The 24,914-nt window shown below is 71.9% G+C and carries 24 protein-coding genes; 13 read left to right on the top strand and 11 right to left on the bottom strand.

Going from position 1 to position 24,914, the window contains the following annotated elements; all coding sequences use genetic code 11:
• Positions 1-2: 2 nt before the first annotated feature.
• From R9X44_RS29350 to R9X44_RS29335, 4 genes are read right to left on the bottom strand one after another with little or no spacing between them, the layout of a single operon-like run.
• Positions 3-1,511 carry a serine/threonine-protein kinase gene (locus R9X44_RS29350; protein WP_319817569.1) on the bottom strand — a complete coding sequence of 503 codons (1,509 nt, stop codon included), beginning with the start codon at positions 1,509-1,511 and terminating at the stop codon, positions 3-5.
• Positions 1,504-2,781: a hypothetical protein gene (locus R9X44_RS29345; RefSeq protein WP_319817568.1), complete on the bottom strand. Its 1,278-nt coding sequence runs from the start codon at positions 2,779-2,781 to the stop codon at positions 1,504-1,506. Before R9X44_RS29345 ends, R9X44_RS29350 begins: the two co-directional genes overlap by 8 nt.
• A complete protein-coding gene (locus R9X44_RS29340; RefSeq protein ID WP_319817567.1) occupies positions 2,778-4,208 on the bottom strand; it encodes a protein kinase domain-containing protein in 1,431 nt (476 codons plus the stop codon). Before R9X44_RS29340 ends, R9X44_RS29345 begins: the two co-directional genes overlap by 4 nt.
• Before the next feature lie 3 nt (positions 4,209-4,211).
• A complete protein-coding gene (locus R9X44_RS29335; RefSeq protein ID WP_319817566.1) occupies positions 4,212-5,828 on the bottom strand; it encodes a serine/threonine-protein kinase in 1,617 nt (538 codons plus the stop codon).
• A 143-nt stretch (positions 5,829-5,971) separates the two neighbouring features.
• On the opposite strand from R9X44_RS29335, the gene R9X44_RS29330 reads away from it, so the two are divergent.
• Together R9X44_RS29330 and R9X44_RS29325 are read left to right on the top strand one after the other, a co-directional pair.
• Positions 5,972-6,466: an SPFH domain-containing protein gene (locus tag R9X44_RS29330; protein ID WP_319817565.1), complete on the top strand. Its 495-nt coding sequence runs from the start codon at positions 5,972-5,974 to the stop codon at positions 6,464-6,466.
• Positions 6,467-6,495: 29 nt separating this feature from the next.
• Entirely contained in the window at positions 6,496-7,380 is an 885-nt protein-coding gene (locus R9X44_RS29325; protein ID WP_319817564.1) for a GNAT family N-acetyltransferase, read from the top strand.
• 1 nt (position 7,381) lies between these two features.
• Here the strand turns inward: R9X44_RS29325 and R9X44_RS29320 are convergent, their stop codons facing one another.
• Positions 7,382-8,188, bottom strand: a complete 807-nt coding sequence (locus tag R9X44_RS29320) for a phosphatase PAP2 family protein (protein ID WP_319817563.1) — start codon at positions 8,186-8,188, stop codon at positions 7,382-7,384.
• Positions 8,189-8,309: 121 nt separating this feature from the next.
• Here R9X44_RS29320 and R9X44_RS29315 point away from each other — a divergent pair, with 121 nt between their 5' ends.
• The 3 genes from R9X44_RS29315 to R9X44_RS29305 are packed head-to-tail and all read left to right on the top strand — an operon-like array spanning position 8,310 to position 10,716.
• Complete coding sequence (locus R9X44_RS29315; RefSeq protein WP_319817562.1) at positions 8,310-8,999, top strand: HAD family hydrolase; 690 nt, start codon at positions 8,310-8,312, stop codon at positions 8,997-8,999.
• A gap of 34 nt (positions 9,000-9,033) precedes the next feature.
• On the top strand, positions 9,034-10,065 hold the full coding sequence (locus R9X44_RS29310) for a MerR family transcriptional regulator (protein ID WP_319817561.1): 1,032 nt from the start codon (positions 9,034-9,036) through the stop codon (positions 10,063-10,065).
• A 6-nt stretch (positions 10,066-10,071) separates the two neighbouring features.
• Positions 10,072-10,716 carry a hypothetical protein gene (locus tag R9X44_RS29305; RefSeq protein WP_319817560.1) on the top strand — a complete coding sequence of 215 codons (645 nt, stop codon included), beginning with the start codon at positions 10,072-10,074 and terminating at the stop codon, positions 10,714-10,716.
• A 537-nt stretch (positions 10,717-11,253) separates the two neighbouring features.
• On the opposite strand, the gene R9X44_RS29300 is transcribed toward R9X44_RS29305, so the two are convergent.
• Positions 11,254-11,487 carry a hypothetical protein gene (locus tag R9X44_RS29300; protein ID WP_319817559.1) on the bottom strand — a complete coding sequence of 78 codons (234 nt, stop codon included), beginning with the start codon at positions 11,485-11,487 and terminating at the stop codon, positions 11,254-11,256.
• A 314-nt stretch (positions 11,488-11,801) separates the two neighbouring features.
• On the opposite strand from R9X44_RS29300, the gene R9X44_RS29295 reads away from it, so the two are divergent.
• From R9X44_RS29295 to R9X44_RS29285, 3 genes are all read left to right on the top strand, one after another.
• Positions 11,802-13,205, top strand: coding sequence for a helix-turn-helix transcriptional regulator (locus R9X44_RS29295; RefSeq protein WP_319817558.1), 1,404 nt, complete (start codon positions 11,802-11,804; stop codon positions 13,203-13,205).
• A gap of 350 nt (positions 13,206-13,555) precedes the next feature.
• Complete coding sequence (locus R9X44_RS29290) at positions 13,556-14,125, top strand: hypothetical protein (protein WP_319817557.1); 570 nt, start codon at positions 13,556-13,558, stop codon at positions 14,123-14,125.
• On the top strand, positions 14,122-14,943 hold the full coding sequence (locus R9X44_RS29285) for a nitroreductase family protein (protein WP_319817556.1): 822 nt from the start codon (positions 14,122-14,124) through the stop codon (positions 14,941-14,943). The genes R9X44_RS29290 and R9X44_RS29285 overlap by 4 nt, the downstream gene beginning before the upstream one ends.
• An 8-nt stretch (positions 14,944-14,951) precedes the next feature.
• On the opposite strand, the gene R9X44_RS29280 is transcribed toward R9X44_RS29285, so the two are convergent.
• The gene (locus R9X44_RS29280) at positions 14,952-15,869 is read right to left on the bottom strand and encodes a hypothetical protein (protein WP_319817555.1); all 918 of its coding nucleotides are present in this window, start codon (positions 15,867-15,869) and stop codon (positions 14,952-14,954) included.
• A gap of 134 nt (positions 15,870-16,003) precedes the next feature.
• Here R9X44_RS29280 and R9X44_RS29275 point away from each other — a divergent pair, with 134 nt between their 5' ends.
• A complete protein-coding gene (locus tag R9X44_RS29275; protein ID WP_319817554.1) occupies positions 16,004-16,798 on the top strand; it encodes a carbon-nitrogen hydrolase family protein in 795 nt (264 codons plus the stop codon).
• A gap of 82 nt (positions 16,799-16,880) precedes the next feature.
• On the top strand, positions 16,881-17,522 hold the full coding sequence (locus tag R9X44_RS29270; protein ID WP_319817553.1) for a histidine phosphatase family protein: 642 nt from the start codon (positions 16,881-16,883) through the stop codon (positions 17,520-17,522).
• Between the two features lie 12 nt (positions 17,523-17,534).
• Here R9X44_RS29270 and R9X44_RS29265 read toward each other — a convergent pair whose 3' ends face one another.
• Both R9X44_RS29265 and R9X44_RS29260 read right to left on the bottom strand, forming a co-directional pair.
• Entirely contained in the window at positions 17,535-17,762 is a 228-nt protein-coding gene (locus R9X44_RS29265; RefSeq protein WP_319817552.1) for a DUF2630 family protein, read from the bottom strand.
• Between the two features lie 208 nt (positions 17,763-17,970).
• The gene (locus R9X44_RS29260; RefSeq protein ID WP_319817551.1) at positions 17,971-19,917 is read right to left on the bottom strand and encodes a BTAD domain-containing putative transcriptional regulator; all 1,947 of its coding nucleotides are present in this window, start codon (positions 19,915-19,917) and stop codon (positions 17,971-17,973) included.
• A 93-nt stretch (positions 19,918-20,010) separates the two neighbouring features.
• On the opposite strand from R9X44_RS29260, the gene R9X44_RS29255 reads away from it, so the two are divergent.
• Both R9X44_RS29255 and R9X44_RS29250 read left to right on the top strand, forming a co-directional pair.
• Positions 20,011-20,889: an alpha/beta hydrolase gene (locus R9X44_RS29255; RefSeq protein ID WP_319817550.1), complete on the top strand. Its 879-nt coding sequence runs from the start codon at positions 20,011-20,013 to the stop codon at positions 20,887-20,889.
• Between the two features lie 423 nt (positions 20,890-21,312).
• Positions 21,313-21,726 carry a VOC family protein gene (locus R9X44_RS29250; protein WP_319817549.1) on the top strand — a complete coding sequence of 138 codons (414 nt, stop codon included), beginning with the start codon at positions 21,313-21,315 and terminating at the stop codon, positions 21,724-21,726.
• A 146-nt stretch (positions 21,727-21,872) separates the two neighbouring features.
• On the opposite strand, the gene R9X44_RS29245 is transcribed toward R9X44_RS29250, so the two are convergent.
• Together R9X44_RS29245 and R9X44_RS29240 are read right to left on the bottom strand one after the other, a co-directional pair.
• Positions 21,873-23,456 carry an ABC transporter permease gene (locus R9X44_RS29245; RefSeq protein ID WP_319817548.1) on the bottom strand — a complete coding sequence of 528 codons (1,584 nt, stop codon included), beginning with the start codon at positions 23,454-23,456 and terminating at the stop codon, positions 21,873-21,875.
• Positions 23,453-24,343, bottom strand: coding sequence for an ABC transporter ATP-binding protein (locus R9X44_RS29240; protein WP_319817547.1), 891 nt, complete (start codon positions 24,341-24,343; stop codon positions 23,453-23,455). The genes R9X44_RS29245 and R9X44_RS29240 overlap by 4 nt, the downstream gene beginning before the upstream one ends.
• A 62-nt stretch (positions 24,344-24,405) precedes the next feature.
• Between R9X44_RS29240 and R9X44_RS29235 the strand changes: the two genes are divergently transcribed.
• On the top strand, positions 24,406-24,882 hold the full coding sequence (locus R9X44_RS29235) for a MarR family transcriptional regulator (protein WP_319817546.1): 477 nt from the start codon (positions 24,406-24,408) through the stop codon (positions 24,880-24,882).
• Positions 24,883-24,914 lie beyond the last annotated feature (32 nt).

Below are 24,914 nucleotides of genomic sequence, written 5' to 3'. Positions count from 1 at the left end.
CCTCACGCCTTGAGGTTGTCCAGCGCGTGCCGCGCCGCCTGCAACGTCGTGTCACGCAGCGACGCGGCCTCCGACGGCTCACCGCTGCGCGCGACCTGCACGATGACGTGCCCGACCCGCGCGTACACGGTGCTGCCCGCGCTTTCGAACACGCCGGTGGTGGTGGAGTGCTGGCTGAACGCCTCGTCCCCGTACCCCGGCAGGTCCTGCGGGAGGGTGGTGACGGCGGTCGCCGCCGGGTCGGAGGAGGTGCCCGCCGATCCGGTCGCCTGCCGCTTGAGCAGGGCGAACGCGTCCTTGGCGACGTCGTCGGCGGACTTGCCGTCCTTCGCGGGCAAAATCCGCAGCGTCACCTTCAGATCGCCCCACGCGCAGGTCGCCGCGTCGTTCTTCGTGCCCTTGGCCTGCCCGGTGAGCGCGCCGGCCTGCGCGGCCGTCAGCAGGTCGCACGGCTCGCTCGGCGCGGCGGCCGGGTCGGCGGTGACGGGCCCGCCGCCCGACGGCGTCGGCTCACGCGGAGCTTCCCCGCCGCCGAGCGCGACCGCCACCCCGACCGCTATCGCGACGACGACGGCCGAGCCCGCCAGGAGGAACGCCGCCCCTTGACGGCCCGAGCGCGGCACCGCGCTCGGCACGGTCGCCGGGAACCCGGGCGGCGTCGCCGGGGCGGCCGGGTGGTGGGCGGCGGGCCGGGGCGCGAGCCCGGCGACGCCCTCCAGGACGCGGCGGATCTCGGCGGGCGCGGGCCTGCGCTGCGGGTCGCGGTGCAGCATCGCGATCAGCAGCGGCCCGAGCGGCCCGGCGAGGTGCGGCGGCGCGGCGTCGTCGGTGAGGACCGCGCCGATCATCGCCAGCGCGTTCGCCCGCTCGAACGGCCGCCGCCCCTCCACCGCCGCATACAGCGTCGCGCCCAGCGACCACAGGTCGGCCGCGAGGGGGTCGTGGGGGACGCCGTTCAGCCGCTCGGGCGGGATGTAGCCGGGTGAGCCGACGATGCCCTGTTCGGCGGCGGCGCGCGCGTCGCCTGCGACGGTCGCGATGCCGAAGTCGGTGAGGATCGCCCGGTCGCCGCTCAGCAGCACGTTCGCGGGTTTCACATCCCGGTGGGCGATCCCGCGCGCGTGCGCCAGGCACAGCGCGTCGAGCAGTTGCAGGCCGAGTTCGGCGACGCGGCGCGGCGGCAGCGGCCCCTGCCGGGTGCGGACGGCCTCCAGGGAGGGGCCGTCGATGTAGTCCATGACGATCCACGGCCGGTCGTCCTGCCGCAGCACGTCGTGCACGGTGATGATCGACGGGTGCGGCAGCGCCGCGGCGGCGCGCGCCTCGGTGAGGAGCCGTTCGCAGAACTCCGCACGCCGCGCCGCGTCAAGCCCCGACGGCGGGCGGACCTCCTTGACGGCGACGACACGGCCGAGGAAAGCGTCATGGGCCTTCCACACGTCGCCCATGCCGCCGCTGCCGAGTTTGCTGTCGAGCCGGTACCTGCCGGCAAGCGGTGGGCGGTCAGCCATGGCGGAGCTCCTCGGCGGTCCAGTGGGCGCCGCGCACGGCGGCGTCGGTGAACGCGGACACGGCCCCGCCGCTCCGGGTGAGCTCGAGGGTGACGACGGCGTTGGCCTGCCGGAAGCCGACCTCGACGCTGGTGCGCGCACCGGAGCCGGCGGAGTCGCGGGTGGTCTCCTGCACGAAGGCGTCGTCGCCGAGCCCGTCGAGGTCGCGGACGCGGCCGCCGCCGAAGCCCGCGCTCTGCCGGGCGCGGGCGAGCGCGCCGCGCGGGTCGTCGCTCAGCTCGACCTTCACCTCCAGGCTGAACGTGAGCGTGCCCGGCATGTCGCCCGCCCGGAAGCTCGTCCGCCACGTGCACGCGCCGTCCTGGTAGCCGACGGGCTCGTCCGCGCCGGGCACCAGCTGCTCGAGCCGCTCCCCGCTCAGCAGCGCGCACACGTCCGGCATCTGGGCCAGGACGGGCGCGGCGGACTGGCCGGGGTTCGGGGTCGCGTCGGGGGCGGTGAGCGCGTGGGCGGCCGGGACGGTCACCGCGACCAGCGCGACCGCCCCGATCGCCAGCAGCGCGGGATGGACGCGGCGTGGGCCGCTGCGCGGGGCCAGACGGCGCAGCGCGGCGGCCAGGGTGGGGGCGTCGGGGCGGGCCGAGGGGTCGGGGTGCAGGGCGGGGAGCAGCACGGCCGCCAAGCGGGGCGCGCGCACGGCCGCAAGGGGGTGGCCGTGCCGGAGCGCCTCGGGGGACGCGAACGGGGGACGGCCCTCGACGGCGGCGTACAGCGCGGCGGCCCACGCCCACAGGTCGGTGGCGGGGGTGCGGTCGGGGTCGGGCGGGGTGTGCGCGGGCGAGGTGTGCGGCGCGCCGAACCCGGTGAGCGCGAACCTGCCGTCGGCGCATCCGACGATCCTGGCGGGCTCGACCGCGCCGTGGACGATCCCGAGGGCGTGCGCGTGGGCGAGCGCGTCGAGCAGGTCGAGGCCGAGCGCGACGGCGTCGGCCTGGGTGAGCAGGCCCGCGGTCAGCAGGGTGCGGCCGTCGGCGGGCTCGGTGACCGCCCACGCCTGCCCGTCGTCGGTGAGCACGTCGTGGACGGTGACGACGCCCCGGTGCCGCAGCGCCGTCGCCGCGCGGACCGCGTCCAGCGCCTCGGCGGGGACCTTCCGGACGGTGACCGGCCGGTGCAGCAGCTCGTCGGCCGCCTGCCAGGCCGCGCCGGTGGGGTCGAGCGCCTGGTGGAGGCGGTAGCGCCCGGCCAGGGGCGGTGCGGGCTGCGTCATCCGGTCTTCTCCAGGGCTTCGGCGACCCACCCGGCCGCTTTCTCCGCACATCCCGACAACTCACCCGCAAGGCCCGCGATGCCGGTCTTGTCCTTCTGCTCGCACGACACCACAGCCGCGACATTCGACACGATCAGGACGGCACGGGTCGCCCGCGTCGACAGCGTCGGACGGAACAGGTCATAGGCCAGCGCCCCGTCACCCAGCCCCGGCAGGTCACGGACCGGCGAGACAGTGCCGTCGCTGGACACCGCGCGGGGCGCGTCGGCGCGCGCCCCGGCGAGGAACTCACGCGCCGTCGCCGGACCGTCGCCGACCGGACCCGGCTTGAGCACATACAGCTCCGTCACCACCGAGCGGCCGTCGATCGACCCGGAGCCGTACACCCGGCAGTACGTGTCGGGCTCGCGGCGGCTGCCGCCCCCGCTGTCACTGCGCACGAAATCCGCGACGAGCTCCTCAGCCCGCTCATCACTCAACAGGTCACACGCGCGCGGCGCGGCAGCGAACTTCCCCGGATCGGCCGCCCCCTGCACCGGCGGACCGGCGACGGCGGGCGGCGGCGAGCTGAGCAGCGTCGTCGCGATCGCCGTCACCGACGCCGCCGCGACCGCCGCACACCCCGCCAGCACCGCCAGCACCGACGCCCGCACCGGCACACCACGCTCGCGCGCCGCGAGCCCGGCGAACTCCGCGCCCGGATCGGCCGGACGCCGCGCCGCCTCCCTGGCCAGCAACCCGCCCAGCACCGGGGCGAGGTCGCCGGCCCGCGCGCACGGGCGCGGCTCGGCCGTCAACACCGCGCTCAGCACCGCCATCGCGTCATCCCCGCCGAACGCGGGGACCCCCTCGACCGCGAAATACACCGTCGCGCCCAGCGACCACACATCGGCCGCCGGGGCGGGCGAGGCGGGCAGCTCCGGCGCGGTGTAGCCCGGCGTCCCCACCGACGACGCCTCACGCAGCGCCGCGCCCGCGCCGAACCCCGTCAGCACCGCACGCCCCTCGGCCGTCACCCACACCCGGCCCGGCCGCACGTCACCGTGGGTCAGGCCGATCAGATGGGCGCGGGCGAGCGCGCCCGCGACGTCCGCGCCGATCCGCGCGGCGGCCTGCGGCGTCAGCGGCCCGGCCTCGGCGACGACGTCGTGCAGGGGACGGCCCGCGATCGGCGGGCCGATGATCCACGGCTCCCCCTCGTGCACCACCGCGTCAAGGACCGGGTGGGCGGCCGGGTGACGGACCCGCGCCGCCGCCGCGGCCTCCCGCACGACGTCTTGCGCGAGGGCTTCACGGGCGCGGTCGCCCAGCTCACGCGGCAGCGCCACCCGCCGCGCGAACACCTGCGCGCCGCGCGCGCCGTCCCACGCCAGATGCACATCGTGGCCGAGCGGCTGAGTGAGCGCGTATCTTCCGGCGATCTGCATCCCTCAGCTCCCGTCGAGCGCCGCGACGACCCACCGGGCCATCGTCTGCGCCTTCGCCCGGATCTTCGCCTTACCGGTCCTATCGGTCACATCGGCGTGCGTCACCTCGAACACGATGTTGCTGACCCGGAACACCACATCGGTCATCTGCGCGCCGAGCCGCCCATAGGTGTCCTTCGTGTACGCCTCGTCCCCGATCCCGTCGAGCTTCTCGGCCTTCGTCGCCGGACCCGACGTGATCGACTCGCCGCCGATCCCGTCGTAATGCCAGATCACCTTGTCCGAACCGTCCGCCGCGCGCAGGAACGTCAAATACGCGTCATGCGCGCGGGCCGGGGTCGTCGCCGACCACGGATCGGGCCCGCCGAACGGACGGCGGACCTCAAGGGAGATGCCCGCGCCCGGCGCGTCCCACGAACACGCCGGCGCATCGGCGTCACCCGAGGCGACGCCCTCCTTGCGCGTGTAATTCGGGATCAGCTCACGGACCTTCGCGACCGGCACCAGCGCGCACATGTCCAGCGGCACGGTGAACCGCGCGACCTCCTGCGACGGCGTCACCGCCGACGGCGTCGGCGCGGCCACCGTCGCGGTCTGCGTCGGCACGCCGGCCGGGGCGCGCCGGTCGGCGGCGACCACCACCGTCGCCGTCGCCGCAAGGACCGCGGTCGCCGCCACACATCCCGCCAGCAGCAGCGGCCCCGAGCGGGTTCTGTTGCGGCGGGCGAACGCGGCCGGAACCGTCGGCTCGGGGGGCGGCGCTGAGGGGAGCGGCGGCAGGAGGACGTCACCCGACGGCTGGCCCGCCGCGACCCGCTCCAGCACCGCGCGCGCCACCGCAGGAGCCGGACGCGCGTTCGGGTCGCGCGCCAGCAGATGCAGCAGCAGCGGACCCAGCTCCCCCGCCCGCGACGGCGGCAGCGGCGCGGCCGTCAACACCGCCGCCAGCACCGCCATCGGCCCGCCGGCACCGAACGGATGCCTGCCCTCCACCGCCCGATACAACGTCGCCGCCAACGACCACAGATCCGACGCAGGACCCGGCCGCTCACCCCGCAACCGCTCCGGCGCGATATGACCAGGCGAGCCCACCAGCATGCCCGACTGGGTGATCGTCGCCTGCCCCTCGACCGTCGCGATCCCGAAATCCGTCAGGACCGCACGGCCCTCACCGGTCAAGAACACGTTCCCCGGCTTGATGTCACGGTGCAGAATCCCGACCGCGTGCGCCGCCTCCACCGCCGCCAACACGTCCAACCCGATCCGCGCGACCTCCTCAGGCGGCAGCACACCGCGCTCGGCCAACACCCCGTCCAACGACGACCCGTCCAACAGCTGCATGATGATCCACGGCGCGCCCTCCACCAGGAACGCGTCATGCACCACCACCACACCCGGATGACGCAGCCGCGCCGCCGCCTGCGCCTCCCGCACCGCACGCTCCGCCGCCTGCTCCCGCGCCTCCCGCTCAAGATCGGGCGCGAGCCGCAGCTCCTTCACCGCCACCTCACGGCCCAGGGTCTCGTCCCTGGCCCGCCACACCGTCCCCATACCGCCACTGCCCAGGACCTCCAGCAGAAGATAGCGGTCCGCCAGCCTTCTCCCGATCTCCCCAGACATGCGACGCATCCTAGGACAAGATCACCAACCCGGGGGTGTGATCACACCCTGCGGGCCCCACCACACCCAACATGGGGGACGGACCCGATACCGGCACCGCCCCACCCGCGCGACCGTGGAAGAACCACCCGAAGGAGGCGTCCGTGGGCGAACCCGACTACCTGCTCGGCTCCCTCATCGGCGCGGCCCTGCTCGTCCTGCTCCTGGCGATCGGCTCGGTCCGCCGCGTCAGCCGCGACCGCCGCCTGCGCGTCACCCGACGCGGCCGCGTCCACGCCGTCAAACCCCCAGGAACCCACCTGATCATCCCCCTCCTCGACGACGCCCTCAGCGTCTCCGTCGCCCCCCGCCAAGTCGACCTGTGGGCCCGCGCCCACGGCCCCGACGGCGAACCCGTCCTCGTCCAGGCCCGCGCCACCCTCCACGTCACCGACCCCGACGCCTTCGCCGCCGACCCCGACGCCTCCCTCGACGCCGCCCGCACCGCCGTCGAGAACGCCCTCGAAGCCTGCCTCACCACCCACCCCCTCACCGACCTCCCCGACGAAACCACCCTCGCCCACTGCACCCCCCGCACCCCCGACATCGAAGCCACCGACCTCAAAATCACCGCCGTGGACCTCCACCACACCCCCTGAACACCCCACACCTTGCGACGATCACCCGCATGACCACCACCCGCCCCTACCGCACCCGCCCCTACCGCGACCACCGTGACCTGCGGGCCATGCAGACCCTCACCACGCGCCTCTGGTCACCCACCGCCCCCTACCACGTCGGCGACCTCGCCTGGGGACGCCTCCTCGACCCCACCGCCGACTGGCCCATCACCCTGTGGGAACACCACGGCCACGTCGTCGCCTGGGCCTGGGCCCACCTCCCCGACGACCTCCGCCTCCAAATCGACCCCGCCCACCCCGCACTCCTGCCCACCATCCTCGACTGGTTCGCCGCCCTCACCCACGGCGAACCCCACGAGATCAGCGTCCTGGACAGCGAACACCACATCGCCGACGCCCTCATCCGACGCGGCTACCGGCCCCTGCCCGACGACGCCCCCTTCTTCGCCCTCCACGAACGCGACCTCCACCACCTCCCCACCCCCACCCTGCCCGACGGATACACCGCCCGCGCCGTCCACGGACCCGCCGACCACCCACGCCGCGTCGCCGTCCACCAGGCCGCCTGGAACTCACGCCGCCTCACCACCGACGCCTACCGCACCCTCACCCGCACCTGGCCCTACCGGCCCGACCTCGACTGGATCATCGAAGCACCCGACGGCGACTTCGCCGCCTCATGCCTGCTGTGGCACGACCCCGCCCACCACGTCGGACTCATCGAACCCGTCGGCACCCACCCCGCCCACCGCAGACACGGCCTCGCCCGCGCCGTCTGCCTCGCCGCCCTGCACGCCCTCGCCGACGCCGGAGCCACCCGCGCCATCGTCAGCCCACGCGGCGACGCCGCCTACCCCGTCCCGCAAGCCCTCTACCGGCAGATCGGGTTCCGGCCTTACGACCGCACCCGCTCCTGGCGACACGACGGATAGCTCAACGCGGCGACGCATCATCACGGAAGACCGGAAGATCCACCCGCGTCTCCTGCGACCAGCGCGGATCAGCGGCCTGCGCGCGGCGCGCGTGCCTGCCGGGCCGCGGCGCGAAGAACGACAGCGGCGTCAACACGAACGTGAACACATGCCCGAGCGGGCCCGCGAACACCAGCAGCGTCGCCGCCACCCCCGCCGCGCCCCACACCGCGCCCGCCAGCACGTCATGCGGATAGTGCACGCCCACCAGCACCCGCAACACCACGCCGAGCACCCCAAGCGGCAGCCACAACCACGCAAGCCGCGGCCGCAGCATCGCAAGGCCCGTCGCGATCGCCATCGCGATCACCGAATGGTTGCTCGGGAAAGACCAGTCGCCGACCTCCGGACAGTGCGCCGCGACCTCCGCCACCACCGCACGGCACGGCCGCTCCTCGGCCACCGCGACCTTCAACACCTCACTCAACCCGTACGCGACGGTCGAACCCACCACCACCAGCGACAAACCCGCCAAACCCACCACATCACGCCGCACCAACGTCACGAACGACACCACCGTGTACGCCACCACCAACGTGATCAACGCCGCGTCCGTCGCGACCTCCATCACCGGTGCGGCCCACGACGGCCACCCCGCCACCATCTCCACCGCCGACCGGAACAACGAAGCCGACCAACCGTCCTCCACCCGCAACGGCGAACCCGAACCCCGCGGCGTCAACACCGCCACAAGGCCCGCGCCCGCGACCAGCGCGGCGACGGCGCCCCACATCCGGCGAGTGACGTCACGTCCATACCAGGTCCCCATGAACAGCGATTGTACGAAGGATCATGATCGCCCCAACACAAACCAAAAACTCACCCGCCCGAACGCACCCCGCACCACCCGCCAAACCCCACCAAAACACCCCATCGGTAGGCTGAAAGACGTGGTCAAAGCCATCCTCTGGGACATCGACGACACCCTCTTCGACTACGCCCAAGCAGACACCGACGCCGCCACCCGCCACCTCGCCGCCGAAGGACTCCCCCACGACACCGCCGCCCTCACCCACTGGCGCACCCTCACCCACACCCACTACACCCGCTTCACCAACGGCGAACTCACCTTCACCGAACAACGCCGCGAACGCGTCCGCGCCTACCTCGGCCCCACCACCCCCGACGCCCAAGCCGACGCCTGGTTCGACCGCTACCTCACCCACTTCGAACAAGCCTGGACCGCCTTCCCCGACGCCGACCCCACCCTCACCCTCCTCACCCACCCCCTACGCCACGCCATCCTGTCCAACTCCACAACCCCACTCCAAGAACGCAAACTCACCACCATCGGCCTCCGCCACCACTTCGAATTCCTCGCCTGCTCCCACGAAATAGGCCACGCCAAACCCGCCCCCGAAGCCTTCCACCACGCCTGCGCCACCCTCGACCTCCCACCCCACGACGTCGCCTACATCGGCGACCTCCTCCACACCGACGCCCACGCCGCCCACAACGCCGGCCTCCACGCCATCTGGATCGACCGCACCCCCACCCCACCACCCCCACTCCCACCCCACATCCACCGCATCACCACCCTCACCGCACTCCCCACCCTCCTGCCCACCCTCCACGCTTGACCTTCAAGCCGCTCCAACGCCCACAATCGCCTCCATGCAGCACACCGAACTCATGAGCATCGGCGCCTTCGCCCGCGCCGTCGGCCTCACCCCCAGCGCCCTGCGCTTCTACGACGACTGCGCCGTCCTCACCCCCGCCCACGTCGACCCCGACACCGGCTACCGCTACTACAGCACCCACCAGACCCAACGCGCCAACACCCTGCGCCGCCTCCGCGAAGCCGACATCCCCCTCACCGACGCCACAACCATCCTCGACGGCCCCCAAGACCACGCCCACACCCTCCTCCAAACCCACGCACGCCGCACCGAAGCCGCCGCACAAGCCACCCGCGACGCCCTCGACGACCTCCTGCGCACCTACAGCCCAGGCCACCGCGTCCGCCTCGACGGCGCAGCCCTCACCAGCGCCCTCCGCCAAGTCGCCCCCGCCGCCGACTCCGACCACCCCGTCCTGTCCGGCATCCTCCTCGACATCGACCGCGCCGAAATCCGCCTCGTCGCCACCGACCGCTACCGCATGTCCGTCCGCGCCCTCCCCGCCCAACCCCACGGCACCCCCCACCGCCTCCTCGCCGACCCCGACGCCCTCACCAACGCCGCCGCCTGGGCCCTGCACCACCCCCACGTCGACCTCGAAACCGACACCGAAGGCACCCGCCTCCGCCACGGCGACCACACCCACCCCCTGCCCACCCTCCCCGGCGACTACCCCGACTACCAGACCATCCTCGACCTCCCCGAACCCCGCCACCGCATCCTCACCGACCGCGCCACCCTCCGCGACGCCCTCACCCACACCCCCGGCCCCGTCACCCTCCACACCACACCCCACCAACTCACCGTCACCTACCCCGACGCCCCCGCCCACACCCAACCCGCCACCTGCACCGGCCCACCCATCACCGTCGCCTTCAACCCCCACGTCCTCCTCCCCGCCCTCGACACCGGCCTCGGCCCCGACACCCTCCTCGAACTCACCGCCCCCGACCAACCCGTCACCATCCGCTCCGCCGACCAAGGCACCTTCACCACCCTCGCCATGCCCACCCTCGAAACCCCCTGACCCGCCATGAACACCGACAACCCCGTCACCATCCTGTGCGCCCAAGGCATGCGCGCCGAAGCCGAAGGCCGCCCCGCCGCCGCCGCAGCCCTCTTCCGCCAAGCCTGGAACACCGCCACCGACGACTACGACGCCTGCGTCGCCGCCCACTACCTCGCCCGCCACCAGACCACCCCGCAAGACACCCTCCACTGGAACCAAACAGCACTCACCCACGCCGAACGCGCCACCGACCCCCGCATCCACCCCCTCTACCCCTCACTCCACCTGTGCATCGCCCAAGCACACACCGACCTCAACGCCCCCGACCACGCCCGCACCCACTACACCCACGCCGCACAACACGCCCACCACCTGCCCCCCGGCCCCTACACCGACATGATCCGCGCCGCCATCGCCCACGGCCTGCGCACCACCGGCGCCCTCCCACCCCGCCCCAGCGACCCCCACATCACCACACTCCTCAACCGCCTCACCGACCGCCGCGACCACCGCTCCCTCGCCCTCCTCCTCCCCGCCCACATCACCGACCTCCAAACCCCCGAAGACGACCTCCGCCTCACCACAACACTCCACCTCCTCCACGCATCCCGCACCCTCCCCGACGAAGACACCCACACCCTCACCCAAGCCCTCGCCACCCTCACCTAACCCACCACCTCGACCTCCACCTTCCGCCCATCCGGATCGACCACCACATGCCGCCCCACCGGCAACCCACACCCCGCCGCCCCCACCACGAACCCCAACCGCAACCCCGCCCCCGTCGCCACACCCCCCGCCGCCACCGGATACCACTCACACACCACCCCACCCCCCAACTCCACAGCAAAATGCTCAGGCCCCCTCCCATGCCTCTCCACCACCAACCCCAACCCCAACCCCCGATAAAACTCCACACACTCCCCCAACCGCTCCGTATACACCACAACCAACCCCAACCTCACCCCCCCCACCCTCCCACACCCCACCCCAACCCACCGAGTCCCCGAGGCGCCGAGGCACAATCAGCTTCTGCCGGCGCCGCCGCCCCCGGTCGCGGACCCGGGTCCGAGACCGCGGGCGGCGATGTTCTGCAAGCGGATCGCGGCGATCCGCCGTAAAGGCCGCGACCAGGTGCACACAAACTCTGAGCTGTACACGCTGGTCGAGGCGCCCTGAACGCTGCGGATCACCTGAAGGTCCGTGTCATCGATCATCAAGATCGACACGGCCGTCGTAAGCGTTCAGGAGATTGACAGCGTCCTCGGAAGTACGGCAACTCATCACTCCGCGATCGGCGATTCGGTCCCTGCCGCGCTGCTGCACCCACCGCAGCCGCCACTCCAGGACCGCCGTCGAGAACGCCGTCAGCACGGTGAGCAGCGTCAGCCAGGCAGGCGCGTCGGTAATCAGCGCCAGCAGAGCACCAACTCCGCTCACGACACTGTCGGCCAGCGGCCATGAGCCAGAACGCGACGTTCGGCACATGAGGACTTGTCTTGCTGATGCGATACGGCCCATGAGTGGCCTCCCTCTACCCGAGATGGAGCCACTGTGCGCTTCCGCCCGACTTACACCAATGTGTGTGAGACGTACATGTTCGCCCGCAGAAACCGTGTCTTCCAATTGTGTGCGCCGCGTACATCCCTCATGCGTTCTGGCGACCAGGGCAAGGAACTGCTTATCGTCGACTCGACAGCGTTGGCTGAGAGGGAAAGCCCATGGGGCGGTCGAACATCCGGCAAACAGCTCGCATGATCCGGGAAGCAGCACAGGTCACAGGAGACCCCCTGGATGTAACGATCGAGAAGATCTCCCGCCAGTGCGGAGTCAGCCTGCTGCGCGCTCATCGCCTGGCCAGAGGCTGGACCTTGCAGGAGGTCGCCGAGCGGATGCGCGCAACGACCCCTTCAGACGAAACACGAACCACACGCGTCAGCCACCCCAACGTCTCTCGATGGGAGACCGGCAGCGAGAAACCCTCATCACGGAACCTCAATGCCCTCTGTCAGATCTATCAGACCCGCCCGGACAAGCTGGGCTTCGGAGCGGATTACACAGGGCCACAGCAGACCCCTGCCAGCGGGCGCAACACGGCCGACGGCCCTGCATCAGACGATATTGAGGACCCCATGAAACGAAGAGACGTACTGCACGGCCTTATGGTCACCACCGGCTTGGGATTGAACTCCAGGCAAGCCTTCTCCGTCGAGGACACCCGCCGTTCGATCATGGATCTCCTCGAAAATCGTCCGGCGATCTCGAGTTCGGTGATGTGGTGGGAAGAGCAGGCTCACAACCATGCCATGGCCTACCGGACCAAGCCGGCGCTGCACCTGCTGTCGGAGGTCGTCGCAGACCTCGACGACGTGAGGCAAGCCCTGGAAAAGCGTCAATCGCTGGACACACAGTATCGCCTCACCGTCGTCGCGGCCCAACTCTCGGGACTTCTCGGCATCCTCCACGTCGACCTCGGATTTCTGCGCGATGCGCGGCGTTGGTTCCGGACCGCTCAGAGAGCGGCAGAGGAAACGAGCAACCAGCCCCTGCGCGCCTGGCTCCAGGTCAGGGAAGCTCTGGCAGTGCTCTATCACGGGTCCGCCGGGGAAGCCGTGCTCCTTGCGCGCGGCGCCCGCCGACTAGCAGGTCCGAACGGCTCGACCATGGCCGCGATGGCGCCTGCGGTGGAGGCGCGAGCCCTGGTTCTCACCGGTCAGCGCAAGGAAGCCGTATTGACGATCAACCGGGCCGAGCGGGTATTCGAAGCACTTCCCAACCCGGCGGACGTACCCGCCGTCTTCGGTTTCAGCGAAGCCAAGTTCCGCTTCTACCAGGGCAATGTTCTTGCTCGAGCAGGCAATATCAGCAGCACCAATGAAGTGCACCAGCGCGCCTTGCGGCTATATCCGGCCCACGACCGCGTCGACCGAGCCCACATCCGCTTGGACCAGGCACTCACCCTTCTCCGACAGGGGGAGGTCGTAGGTGCATGCGGGCTCATGACGCAGGTCATCGACGAGATGTCAGGAACGCCAGAGGTCGCCGTCATCGTGGCCCAGTCCCGGGAGATACGGAGTTTGATCACTGGCTCCGCAGCAAAACAGGCGGCAGTACGCGATTTCGACGAGTTGCTCAGCACCCTGACCACTCGCACCTGATTCCGATAACACCCCCAGGCCGTCACAGCGATCCCCCGTTCAGCGAACAACCGAATCACCTCACCTGTACCCGTGCCGATCTCCAACCCTCAATCCACCAGAGGGCCGCCGCCAAAGTCTCGCTCTGTGAGAACCTGCGGCATGGTGTCCGTAATCTGCCCGGATCGGCATTGCGGCACGGGGCAGGACGTCCTGTGCGTTAGGCGAGCAAGGTGAAGGAGGTGGTTGGCGTGGAGCACGGTGGGGTTGGCGGGGAAGGCGGGAGTCGGCCGTTGGTGTTCAGGGTGCTTCCGGGGCGGGGCAGCGACGGTGCGGGGGAGTTCCGGGGTTGTCTGGCGGACGTTGTCGACGTGCTCGGCATCGAGGTGCCGGGCGACGCGAACGGACGGATGGGGTGGGGTCAGCGCGCCCGGGGTGCTTTGCGCGCGGCTTTTCGGCAGGAGATGGTGCTTCCCGAATCCGCCTTTGACGCGCTCGTCCGGGCCGCCGTTCATGACCCGGATCCCAGCCGCAACCGCCAGTTCGTCGAACCCGCCCTGAACGCCTTCGGACGGCGGCGCGTCCGCGCGGCCCTGCTGGACTACCTTCGGACGGGCTCGGACGCTGAGCGGGCCGGGGCCGTGCGGGCCTGGTACTGGACGGCCCTGCCCCTCAAGCTTCCCCAGGTCAGAGCGGAACAGGCCGACCCCGAGCCCGACGACCGGTCGGTGCTCAACCGCGAATACGCGCGAGCAGCGCTCGAAGAGTTCGTGCACAACGAACACCTCGACGTTCGGCGCTGCATCCTGCCCGGGCTTGCCCTCTCGCGGTCCGCGTATCCGGAGGAGCTGCATCACCTGGTCGACGCCGCCACGGCGATCGCGCGGGCGCATCCCGACGACTACATCCGGCACCGCATCGAGATCCAGATCCGGCAATGAGTGCTCGCCGTGGTGCGGTGTGGGCGGGGGGAAGATGCGGATTGGCGGGTGTGGAAGAGGGGTGGGGGCGTTTAAGATCAACAGCGCCGCGGGCACGTGGCGGACCGCTCAATCGACCCCCCGGAGCGAGCATGAACGGCGTTGAGAACGGCAGTGGCCTTCCGCTTAGTGGACTTGAGTTGTTGACGACGACGCGGGCCGTGCGGAAGAGGCTTGATGTCACGCGGCCGGTTTCGCGGGAGACGCTGCGGGAGTGCGTGGGCATCGCGCTTCAGGCGCCCGCGGCCTCCAACAATGTGTCGGTGCGGTTCGTCATCGTCACCGACCGCGAACTCGTCGCTCAGCTTGGGGAGATCTACCAGGCCGGGTTCGAGGTCTACCGGAGCCTTGACGGGGTCTATATCGGGAGCATCCAGAAGGACGATCCCGAAGAAGCGGCTCAGCAGAGGCGGACGACCGCCTCCGCCGAGGAACTCGCGGCCAAGATGCCGCAGATGCCCGCCATCGTCATCGGATGCGTCCAAGGGGGGACCCGGGCCGAGAACATGCCGGGCTGGGTCACCGCGTCCATGCACGCCAGCGCCATGCCCGCACTGTGGTCGTTCATGCTCGCGGCCCGGCTGCACGGACTCGGCACCTGCTGGACATCCGTCCACCTCCAGCAGGAGAAAGCCGCCGCCGAACTGCTCGGAATCCCGTACGACACGGTCTCACAGCTCATGCTCACGCCCGTCGCGCACTACACAGGTGACACCTTCCAGCCCGTCAGCCGACCCGACCCCGAGACGGTCATCCACTGGGACCGCTGGGGCCAGTAGAAGACGCCTCAGACGCGGACGCGGACCGGGTGGGCCGAAGACGACGACGTCACGTACGTGGAGTCACCCAGAAAGGACACGGACTCCGGCGAAACGGCAGAGGTGACGAGCTCGGGACCCGGAAGCCCGTCCGGGAGCGAGACACGCCGGAACGTGAAGTGCTCGCCGGAGTCCGTCTCACCGAGGAAGGCGACGACGGCCGTCTCGGCGGTGAGGAAACCACCGACGAACTCGGCGAAGAACTCCTCAGGGTCCAACCCGAAGTCCGCAACCGTGAGACGGAACAGCACGTCCCCGCTCGGATAAGCGTGGACGGCCACATCGTCCTGACCCGCATGGTCCACCGAGAGGAAACAACCCCCGTCGGGAGACAGGGCGACCACGACCCGGTCGGACCAGGGGAAAGGCGACAGGTCGAGACGGTCGCCGCTCAGCGAACCCAGGAACGTCGGGCAGCCGTCCTGCCCCTCGCCGACGCTCAACAGCACCCGCCCGTCCACCGGACTGACGAACTGGTCGGCGCCATGCCCGGACGTACCAAGCTCGGCGACCGCCCGGACCGAGCCGGTCAAGGCGTCAAGGACGAGCCAGTGGTCGGCCGTGCCACGGCCCGCCATCGCGTCAGGACGGAACACCCACACCTCCCGCCCGTCCGACGACAGCACACAGCCGGGCCGATGGTGGAAAACGTGGTCCGCACCGGGCTCGAACGCGACACGCCACGCCTCCGCGCCCTCCACAACGCTGACGACGGCGTCACCCGTCGTGTAAACGAGCCGCCCAAGGTCAGAGGTGACGGCATGGTCAAGGACCTCATCGCCCTTCACCGCCTCGAACACCACGGAAGGCTCAAGGACCCCATGGACCTCAGGGGGCAGGACATAGGCGCACACACGGCCGTCCACGACCCTTGTAACGACAGCCACACCGCGAGGCTAGCGGACCCCCACGGCACCCGATCTGGTTAATGAGTCTTTAGTCCTTAGGATGGTTGTCGGCTTTCGCCGGGCCTGACCGGCCCAGCGCCTTTACGCAGTAAGGTTGAGAAGGGGACACCGAGGTGGAAACGTTGCGGGTCGGACTCGCCCAGATCACCGCGCTCCCCGGCGACGTCACAGGCAACGCGCACGCCGCCGCCCAGACCGTCAAAGAGGCCGCCGACGCCGGGGCCGCGCTCGCCGTCTTCCCCGAACTGTCCCTCATCGGCTACGACCTCGCACTCCTCGCCGACCCCACGCTCGTCATCACCGCCGACGACGCACGCCTCGACCCCGTCAGGGAGGCCGCGAGGGAAACCGGCGTCACCGCGGTCGTCAGCGGCGCGTACCGGCACCCCGGAGGCGGCCTGTGGATCGCCGCCCTCGCCGCGAAGCCCGACGGGACCCTCCTCCCCCAAGGCAAACGCCACCTCCACGGCCCCGAACGCGACGTGTTCGACCCCGCCCCACAAGGCCCACTCCTCGACGTCCACGGCTGGCGCGTCGCCCTCGCCGTCTGCTACGACGCGGGCGTCCCCGCACACGCCGCCGACGCCGCACGCCAAGGCGCGGAGGTCTACGCCGCCTCCGTCCTGTACGACCGCGCCGAAGAACGCCGCTTCGACGTCCACCTCGCCTCCCGCGCCATGGACCACCGCATGTACGCCGTCGCCGCCAACTACGCGGGCGGACCCGGCGCTGGCCTCGGACCCGGCTGGGAGTCCTGCGGAGGCAGCGGCGCTTGGGCCCCCGACGGACGCCGCCTCACCGCCGCCGGAGCCGCGCCCGCCCTGGTCATCGCCGACCTCGACCGCGCCCCCCTCGACGCCCTGCGCGCCAAGGACGCCGACGCCGGCTACCCGCGCGGCACCGCCTGACCCCGCCCACCAGACGCGCCCGACGCCACCGATAACGTCGAAGCCGTCGCCCGCCCACTCCAACCCCGGGGGTCAGCAAGCAATGCCCGTCATCCACCTGGTCCGGCACGCCCAGGCGTCGTTCGGCGCGGCCGACTACGACGCGCTGTCCCCCATCGGACCCGAACAGGCGGCCGTCGTCGGCAGGGCACTTGCCGCGCGCAAACCCCGCGACCCCGTCATCGTCGCGGGCACGCTCGTGAGGCAGCGCGACACCGCACGCGCGGTCGCCGAGGCCGTCGGGGCGGCCGAACCCGTCGGACGTGACGCGCGCCTCAACGAGTACGACTTCATCGACCTCGTCTCCGGCGGCGCGGCCGAGGGCCTGTCGGGCGGGGCCGACCCGCAGAAGGCGCTCGATCGGATGCTGCTGTCCTGGATCGAACAGGACTCCCCCGACGGATGGCGCGCCTTCTCCGACGGCGCCCTCGCCGCCGTGACCGAACTCGGCGAACGGCTCGGCAAAGGACGCGACGGCGTCGCCGTGACGTCCGGCGGGGTCATCGCCGCGATCTGCGGGGCACTGCTCGGACTGCCGCCGCAAGGGGTCGTCGCGGTGAACCGGGTGATGGTCAACGCCTCGGTCACCACGCTGCTCGTCGGCTCCACCGGCGTCAACCTGCTCACCATGAACGACCACGCGCACTTCACCGGCGACGCCCGCGACCTGCTCACCTACCGGTAGCCGCCCCCGCGATCACTGCTGGTAGCCCTCGACCTCACCCGTGGGACGCGCGTGCGCCTGGCCGGGGTTCGCGCCGAACTCACGGGCGGCGCGACGCTGCCGCAGCAGGTCCCAGCAGACGTCGAGCTCCTGCTCGAGCGCCTTGACGCGGGCGGCATGCCCCGGCTCGCCGGAGTCCCGCAACTCGTGCTCTTCGGCGATCATCCGTTTGATCCGCTCGAGGATCTGCTCGTCACCCATGTGCGCAGCATTCCCCCAGGCCCTCGATCCAGACACCCCCACCCCGGGAAACCCCACAATTCCCCCACTCGCCAGCCCTCACACGGATGCACCACCCCAGCACCCCCGCCGCACCACGGCGGCCCCCGTTGCGGCGTCTCCTCGCCTACCGGATGATCAGCGCCAGGCTTCCTCACGAACACTGGCCCTGGGTCCTGCCGGCGGCGGGTCAGAAGCCCGGGGCCACCTCGAGGTCGGCGAGGACCACGGCGACCGGGCCGAGGCTGAGCAGGCCGCTCGCGGCTCCCGCGAGCTCCCCGGCGGCAGGGCGCAGGGCGGCGTGCGCGCGGTGGAGCGCGGCGACGTCGTCGAGCTCCAGGGCCGCCCTGGCCAGGAGGGTCCACAGTGCTTCGGCGAGGAGGTCGTGCGGCGGGTCGGGGGCCTCGCGCAGCGCCAGAGCCGCCTCGTCGCGCCGTCCCGCGGCCAGCAGCAGCACCGGAAGCGCCCACGGACGGTAGGGGCCGAAATCCTCCGGATCGGCCGGTTCGGGGGCGTGGCCGTGACGCAGGGCGAGGACGGCGAGCGCGGGCAGCCCCTCGCTCAACCCCGGCATCCCCGCCGAATCCAGCAGCCCGGACGCGGCATACACGGCGGCCTCCTTCTCCTCGAAGGGGACCCCGGGAGACTCCGCGAGGCGAAGCGCGCGGTACCAGGTGGTGAAAACCGTCACCAGGGGACGGTCATGGCGTTCGGCGAGGCCGTCGAGCAGGGCCGCATGGCGATCCGCCCGCGCGAAGTCACCGACCGCCGCCGCCGACTGCAGTCCGATCAGCCTGCCGAGGACCTCATACGTCGGCATGCCGTGCCGGACGGCCAGGGCCGCGATCTCCGCACCGATCCCGTCCCGACGCCCGGACAGGCCGGTCGTCTCGAACGACTGCATGAACCGCGCGTTCAGGGCGAACGCCAACAGCGCGGGATCATCAAGACCACGGGCGATCCGCTCGGCCTCCAACGCCGCAGCCCGAGCACGCGGCGAGCCCGTGCCGCGCGACTCAAGCCCGACCGTCGCCAACAACCGCGCCCTGACCCCGGGAGCCGTGTCGTCAGGCAACCCCGCCAGCGCCCGCTCAGCCGCCGCGACCACCCCCGCCACCTGGACGGGATCGTCGGCCCGCGTCCAGATCGCCGGAACGTCATACGCCCCGATCACCCGCGCCGTCAGCTCCGCGTCACCCAGCTCCTCAGCCGCCTCGACGGCGGCGGCCCGATGCTCCCGCGCCGCCACAAGCCCATCCGCGCCCGTGACGGCCAGGCCGCGCATGAGCCCCACCGTCGCCTCAAGCCGCGGACCAGCCCCCGGAGCCGCCCGGTCGTGCGCGGCGGCCGCGCTCGCCCACACCCGCGACGCCGCGTCCCCCGGCGCGTCAAGCCGCGCTGCCTGCCGCAGAATGTCCGTCTCCAGATCGCGCAGCCCGGGCCCCGGGTCGAGGCCGAACTCCTCGGCGAGCGCGCGGCGCGCCCTGCGCAGGACCGCGAGCGCGTCAGCCTGGCGTCCCGCCCGGTAGAACGCCAGCGCGAGAAGCCGCCAGGACTCCTCCCGCCAGGGATGCGCGCGGGTGTGCGCGTCGAGGTCGGGCACCGCCTCGGCGGCGCGGCCGAGCTCGAGCAGCGCCTGCGCGCGCCGTTCCACCGCGCGCGAGCGCAACTCCGCGAGCCTGGCCCGCTCAGGCTCCGCCCAGGACGCCCGCGCGAAGTCGGAGTAGGCGGGCCCGCGCCAGAGCGCGAGCGCCGCGTCAAGCCCGGCCAGCAGCGCCGACGGCCTCCCCCGCGCCTCCACCGCCCGCTCGAAGCGCCAGGCGTCGACGGCCTCGGCCTCGGCGCGCAGGGCATACCCGGTGCCGACGGTGACGATCAGGCTCGGCGGCGTCCTTGGCGGCCGATCGGGCTCGAGGGCGCGCCGCAGCGCCCCGACGAACGTCCGGATCGAGCCGATCGCGCCCTCCGGCGGGTCCTCCCACAGGTCGGCGGCCAGCAGCTCGACGGGCACGACACGCCCCCGCGCCGCCACGAGCCGCGCCAGGACCTCCCGGTGCCGCGGCCCCTTGAGCGCGATCGCCGAGCCCGCCGCGTCCCAGGCCGCCACCGGCCCGAGGACCCCGATGAACACCCCCATCCCCGTCTCCCCCTTCGGCACCACGGTAGCGCTGATCGGACGCTCATCCGGCGCGGGCAGCCTTGAGCCATCCGACCAGAGGAGACAGATCCCATGACGACCGTTATTCCGGGCTTCGCCCACCACCGCGTCACCGTCGCCGACGGCGTCGCGCTGCACGCTGCCGTCGGCGGATCGGGGCCGGCGATCGTGCTCCTGCACGGCTTCCCGCAGACCCACCTGATGTGGCGGCACGTCGCCGCCGACCTCGCCGCCGACCACACCGTCATCTGCCCCGACCTGCGCGGCTACGGCGCGAGCGACAAACCCGCCGAGAACGGACCCGACACCTATTCCAAGCGCACTATGGCCGCCGACGTCGTCGCGCTCGCCCGCGCGCTGGGCCACGGGCGGTTCGCCCTCGCCGGACACGACCGCGGCGCGCTCGTCGCCTTCCGCGCGGGCCTTGACCACCCCAACGCCGTCACCCACCTCGCCATCCTCGACGTGCTCCCCACGCTCGACATGTGGGACGTCATGCACGGCGTCTCGGCGGCCGTGGGATGGCACCTCTACCTCATGGCCCAGCCGCCCGGCCTGCCCGAGAAGATGATCGCCGCCGACCCCGACGCGTTCTTCGGCTCCTTCCTCGACCAGTGGATCAAGGACCCCGCCGCGATCCCCGCCGACATCCGCGACGCCTACCTCACCGCCTCACGCGAGGCGATCCCCTCAATCGTCGCGGACTACCGCGCCTCAGCGGGCGTCGACGTCTCCCACGACACCGCCGACCGCGCCCTCGGCAACCGCCTCCCCATGCCCGTCACCGTCGTCCAACAAGACTGGGGCGCGGCCCTCGGCTACGACGCCCCCGCCCTCTGGCAGCCTTGGACCGACGACCTCCACCACCACACCACAACCGCAGGCCACTTCATCGCCGAAGAATCCCCCACCGAACTCACCACCCACCTCCGCACCCTCCTCACCCGCTGACCACCCCCCGCCATGCCGTACTGTTCCCTTCGCAGCCGCCGTGCCCCCGCCCACCCCCGCCGAAGGACCAATGCACCACCCCAGCACCCCCGCCTCGTCCTGCCTGCGGCGGTGCGGGTGGCGCTTCCTGGCGGCCGCCGTAGAGTTCGAGGCGAGATGCTGGGCAAGCACGAGCTCCACGCTGACGGAACACCTGTCATTCGTCCGCGCCTGCCCGTGTCCGCTGCTCCGGGCTGGCGCTAACGCGACGGCAGTAGCCCTGGGTGACGGCCCGGTGCCAGTAAGCGCCTGGCATTTCGGGAAATCACCCTGATAGGTGAGTCTTTAGTCCGTTGGTGTGTTTGGGGCGGTTCTTGGCCGCGACGGGCCGGGGGCCTTTACGTAGTAAGGTTTTGGTGGGGGTGGGGCGGATAGGTGGGGGTGGTGAACTGGACGCTGGAAGTTGTTGTGGTGCCTGTGTCTGATGTGGCTCGGGCGAAGGAGTTTTATGGGGACAGGCTTGGGTGGGGGGTTGATCATGAGAGTGTGCTGCCGGATGGGCGGGTGATGGTGCAGCTGACGCCGCCTGGGTCGGGGTGTTCCATTGTGATCGCTGAGGGGTTGACTGAGATGGCGGCCGGGTCGCTGCGGGGGGTGCAGCTTGTCGTCAATGATGTTCGTGAGGCGCATGCGGAGTTGCTGCGCAGCGGTGTGGAGACCAGTGGGGTGATGGTCCTTGGGCCGCACGGGCAGCGGCCGTCGGACCTCGGGGACGATCTCGACAATGTCGGGTTTGTGTTCTTCAGCGATCCCGACGGGAACGGCTGGGCCGTTCAGCAGATCAGTGCGCGCCCGTAAGAGACTGCGGTCCTCACGGATCGGGCCCCTGGGCGTCTCCCTCACGATTGAGACGACCCGGGGCCCGAGTCTGAGCCCAGGGGGCCGGGGGGCGTCTCCCTCACGATTGAGACGACCCCAGGCTTCCGAAGCTGATCCCGGGGCCCTCAGGGGGTGAGGTCGCGGCGGTGCCAGGTGGTGAGGCCGGCCGCTGACAGGGCTGCCGTGAGGAGTATGAGTGCGGTGAGCGGGAGTGGGTCGATCGGGCCGCCCGGCAGTGTGGGGGCATGTGTGAATGGGGAGGCGTCGAGGGCCCAGGTGGGGAGGTCGAGGATCGGGCCGATCAGCGAGAGGAGCAGGCACAGGCCGAAGACGCCCCAGGCCGCGTGGGCGAGCCGGGGTAGCGCGCCGAACAGCAGGAGCGCCGCGCCGCCCACCACCCACGCGGGCGGGGCCTGGACGGCTCCGGCCAAGGTCAGCCTGCCGACCTGGCCCGGGTCCCCCGACGCGATCGCGTACACGACGCCGCAGGCGAGTCCGCTCACCGCGAGCAGCACGAACGTCCCCGCGAACGCGATCACCGCGTGTCCGGCCGCCCAGCGGACCCGGGGCAGGTCCGTCGCCAGCAGCGCCTCGAGCCGTCCGCCGGTCTCCTCCCCGCGCAGCCGCAGCACGCTCTGCACGGTGAAGACCGACGCGAGCAGCGCCAGCATCCCGAACGACGCGGCGAGGAACGCGTCGGTCAGGCCGCCCTCGCCGCCGAGCGCGGCGATGAGCTCCCGGGTGCCCTCGCTGTCGCCGACGAGGTCGGTGACGCTCGGCACGATCGCGCCGATCGCCGCCCCGTAGACCGCGAACGCCGCGAGCCAGCCGAGGAACGAGCCGCGCTGGAGCCGCCAGGCGAGCGCGCCTGACCCGTCGAGCGTCCCCTCGGCGGGTCCGAGGCGCGGCGGGAGGACGCCCGCGCCGACATCCCTGCGGTCGGCGAGAAGATAGGCGACGGCGAGCAGCGCCGCCGCGAGCGCGACCGACAGCCCCGCGACCCACCACCGCTCCCCCGCGAACGGACGCAGCAGCGTCGCCCACCCCAGCGGCGACAACCAGCTCAACCACGCCGCCTCCGTGGTGTCCCCGGCCGCGCGCAGCAGGTAGAGCCCGCCGAGCAGCGCGAACGCGAGGCCGCGCGCGGTGCGGGCGCTCTCACTGAGCTGCGCCGCGACCGCCGCCGCCCCGGTGAACACCAGCCCCGCCCCGAGCCAGGCCAGCGCGAACCCCGCCGAGCCCGCCGCGGCCATCCCGGTCGCGAGCAGCCCCCCGAACGTCGCGACGGCAAGGGCCGTGTTGGCGACCAGCGCCGCGAGCACCCCCGAGGTCAGCGGCGCACGCCGTCCGACGGCCGTCGCCCCGATCAGCTCAAGGCGTCCTTCCTCCTCCTCGGCGCGGGTGTGCCGGATGACCAGCAGCACGCTCATCACCGCGACGAGCACCGCGCCGACGACCCCGTTACGCCAGGCGACCAGTCCCCCGACGGTCTCGGAACCGACCGGCCCGTACAGCGCGACGGTCGCGGCGTTCCCGGTGATGCCCGCCGCGAACGACCTGACCTGTTCCGGCGTCCCGTACAGCGCGGCGAAGCTGCTCGCGGTCCCGGCCGCGGTGAGGGCGAGCGCGCCGACCCACACGGGGATCATGACGCGGTCGCGGCGCAGCCACATCCGCAGCAGCGCGCCCGTACCCGCGAGGGCGCTCACGCCGCCGCGCTCTCGTAGTGCCGCAGGAACAGCTCCTCAAGGGTCGGCGGCCGGCTCGTCAGCGCGTTCACCCCGAGCGGGACGAGCGCGGCGAGGAGGTCGCCGAGCCGGTCGGCGTCCACCTGGCAGCGCAGCCGCGTCCCCTCCACGACGAGTCCGTGGACGCCGGGGAGCGCGGCGAGGCCGTCCGGGGCGGCGGCGAGGTCGGCTTCGACGGAGGTGCGGGTGAGGTGCCGCAGCGAGGCGAGCGTCCCGGTCTCGACGGTACGGCCCGCCCGGATGATGGTGACGCGGTCGCACAGCCGCTCCACCTCCGACAGGATGTGGCTCGACAGCAGGATCGTCCGCCCGGCCGCGCGCGCCTCGCGGACGCACTCCTGGAAGACCTCCTCCATCAGCGGGTCGAGGCCCGAGGTCGGCTCGTCGAGCATGAGGAGTTCGGCGTCAGAGGAGAACGCGGCGACAAGCGCGACCTTCTGCCGGTTGCCCTTGGAGTAGGCGCGGCCCTTCTTGCGCGGGTCGAGCTCGAACCTGTCGAGCAGTTCCGCGCGCCTTGCCGGGTCGACGCCGCCGCGCAGCCTTGCCAGCAGGTCGATCGTCTCCCCGCCCGACAGGTGCGGCCACAGGGTGACCTCGCCGGGGACGTAGGCGAGCCGCCGGTGCAGCCGCGTCGCGTCCTTCCAGGGGTCGCCGCCCAGCAGCCGCGCGGTGCCGCCGTCGGTGCGCAGGAGGCCGAGCAGGGCGCGCAGTGCCGTCGACTTGCCCGACCCGTTCGGGCCGAGGAATCCGTGGACCTCGCCCCGGCTGACGGCGAGGTCGAGGCCGTCCAGGGCCCGGGTGGGGCCGAAGTCCTTGACGAGGCCGCTGACCTCGATGACGTCGCTCATGCCGCCAAACTACCCAACTTTCACAAACTTGTGAATGTTGTGAAGCAGATAAAATGCGGTGCATGACCGAACGTGATGAGCCGGCAGTCCGCGACTTCGTGGAGCGGATGGCCCTGGCCTGGGCCGAGATGGGCTTCCCGAAGATGGCGGCCCGCGTCCTCATGACGTTCATGGCCGCCGACGCCCCGGTGCTGACCGCCGCCCAGCTGCGCGACGCCCTCGACACGAGCCCCGCCGCGATCTCCGGCGCGGTCCGCTACCTCATGCACATCGGCATGCTGCGCCGCCACCCCCTGCCCGGCTCCCGCGAGCACGCCTACAGCCTGTACGAGGACACCTGGTACCAGGTGACGGTGAACAGCGGCTTCTACACCACGATGTCCGGCCTCACCGACGACGGCGTCGCCGCGGCGGGCCCGGACACCGAGGCGGGCCGCCGCCTGGCGGAGATGCGCGACTTCTTCGTCTTCCTCGAGGCCGAGATGGGCGGCCTCGTCGACAAGTGGCGGCGGCAGCGCGCGGCCGCCGAGAACCCCTAGGACGCCGGAACCCGGCCGCGCGTCGGCCGGGT

It is taken from the genome of Actinocorallia sp. A-T 12471 (assembly GCF_033875155.1).
GTDB lineage: Bacteria > Actinomycetota > Actinomycetes > Streptosporangiales > Streptosporangiaceae > Actinocorallia.
The sequence above is the reverse complement of the archived record's forward strand: the minus strand, read 5'-3'. Positions and strand labels throughout refer to the sequence as shown.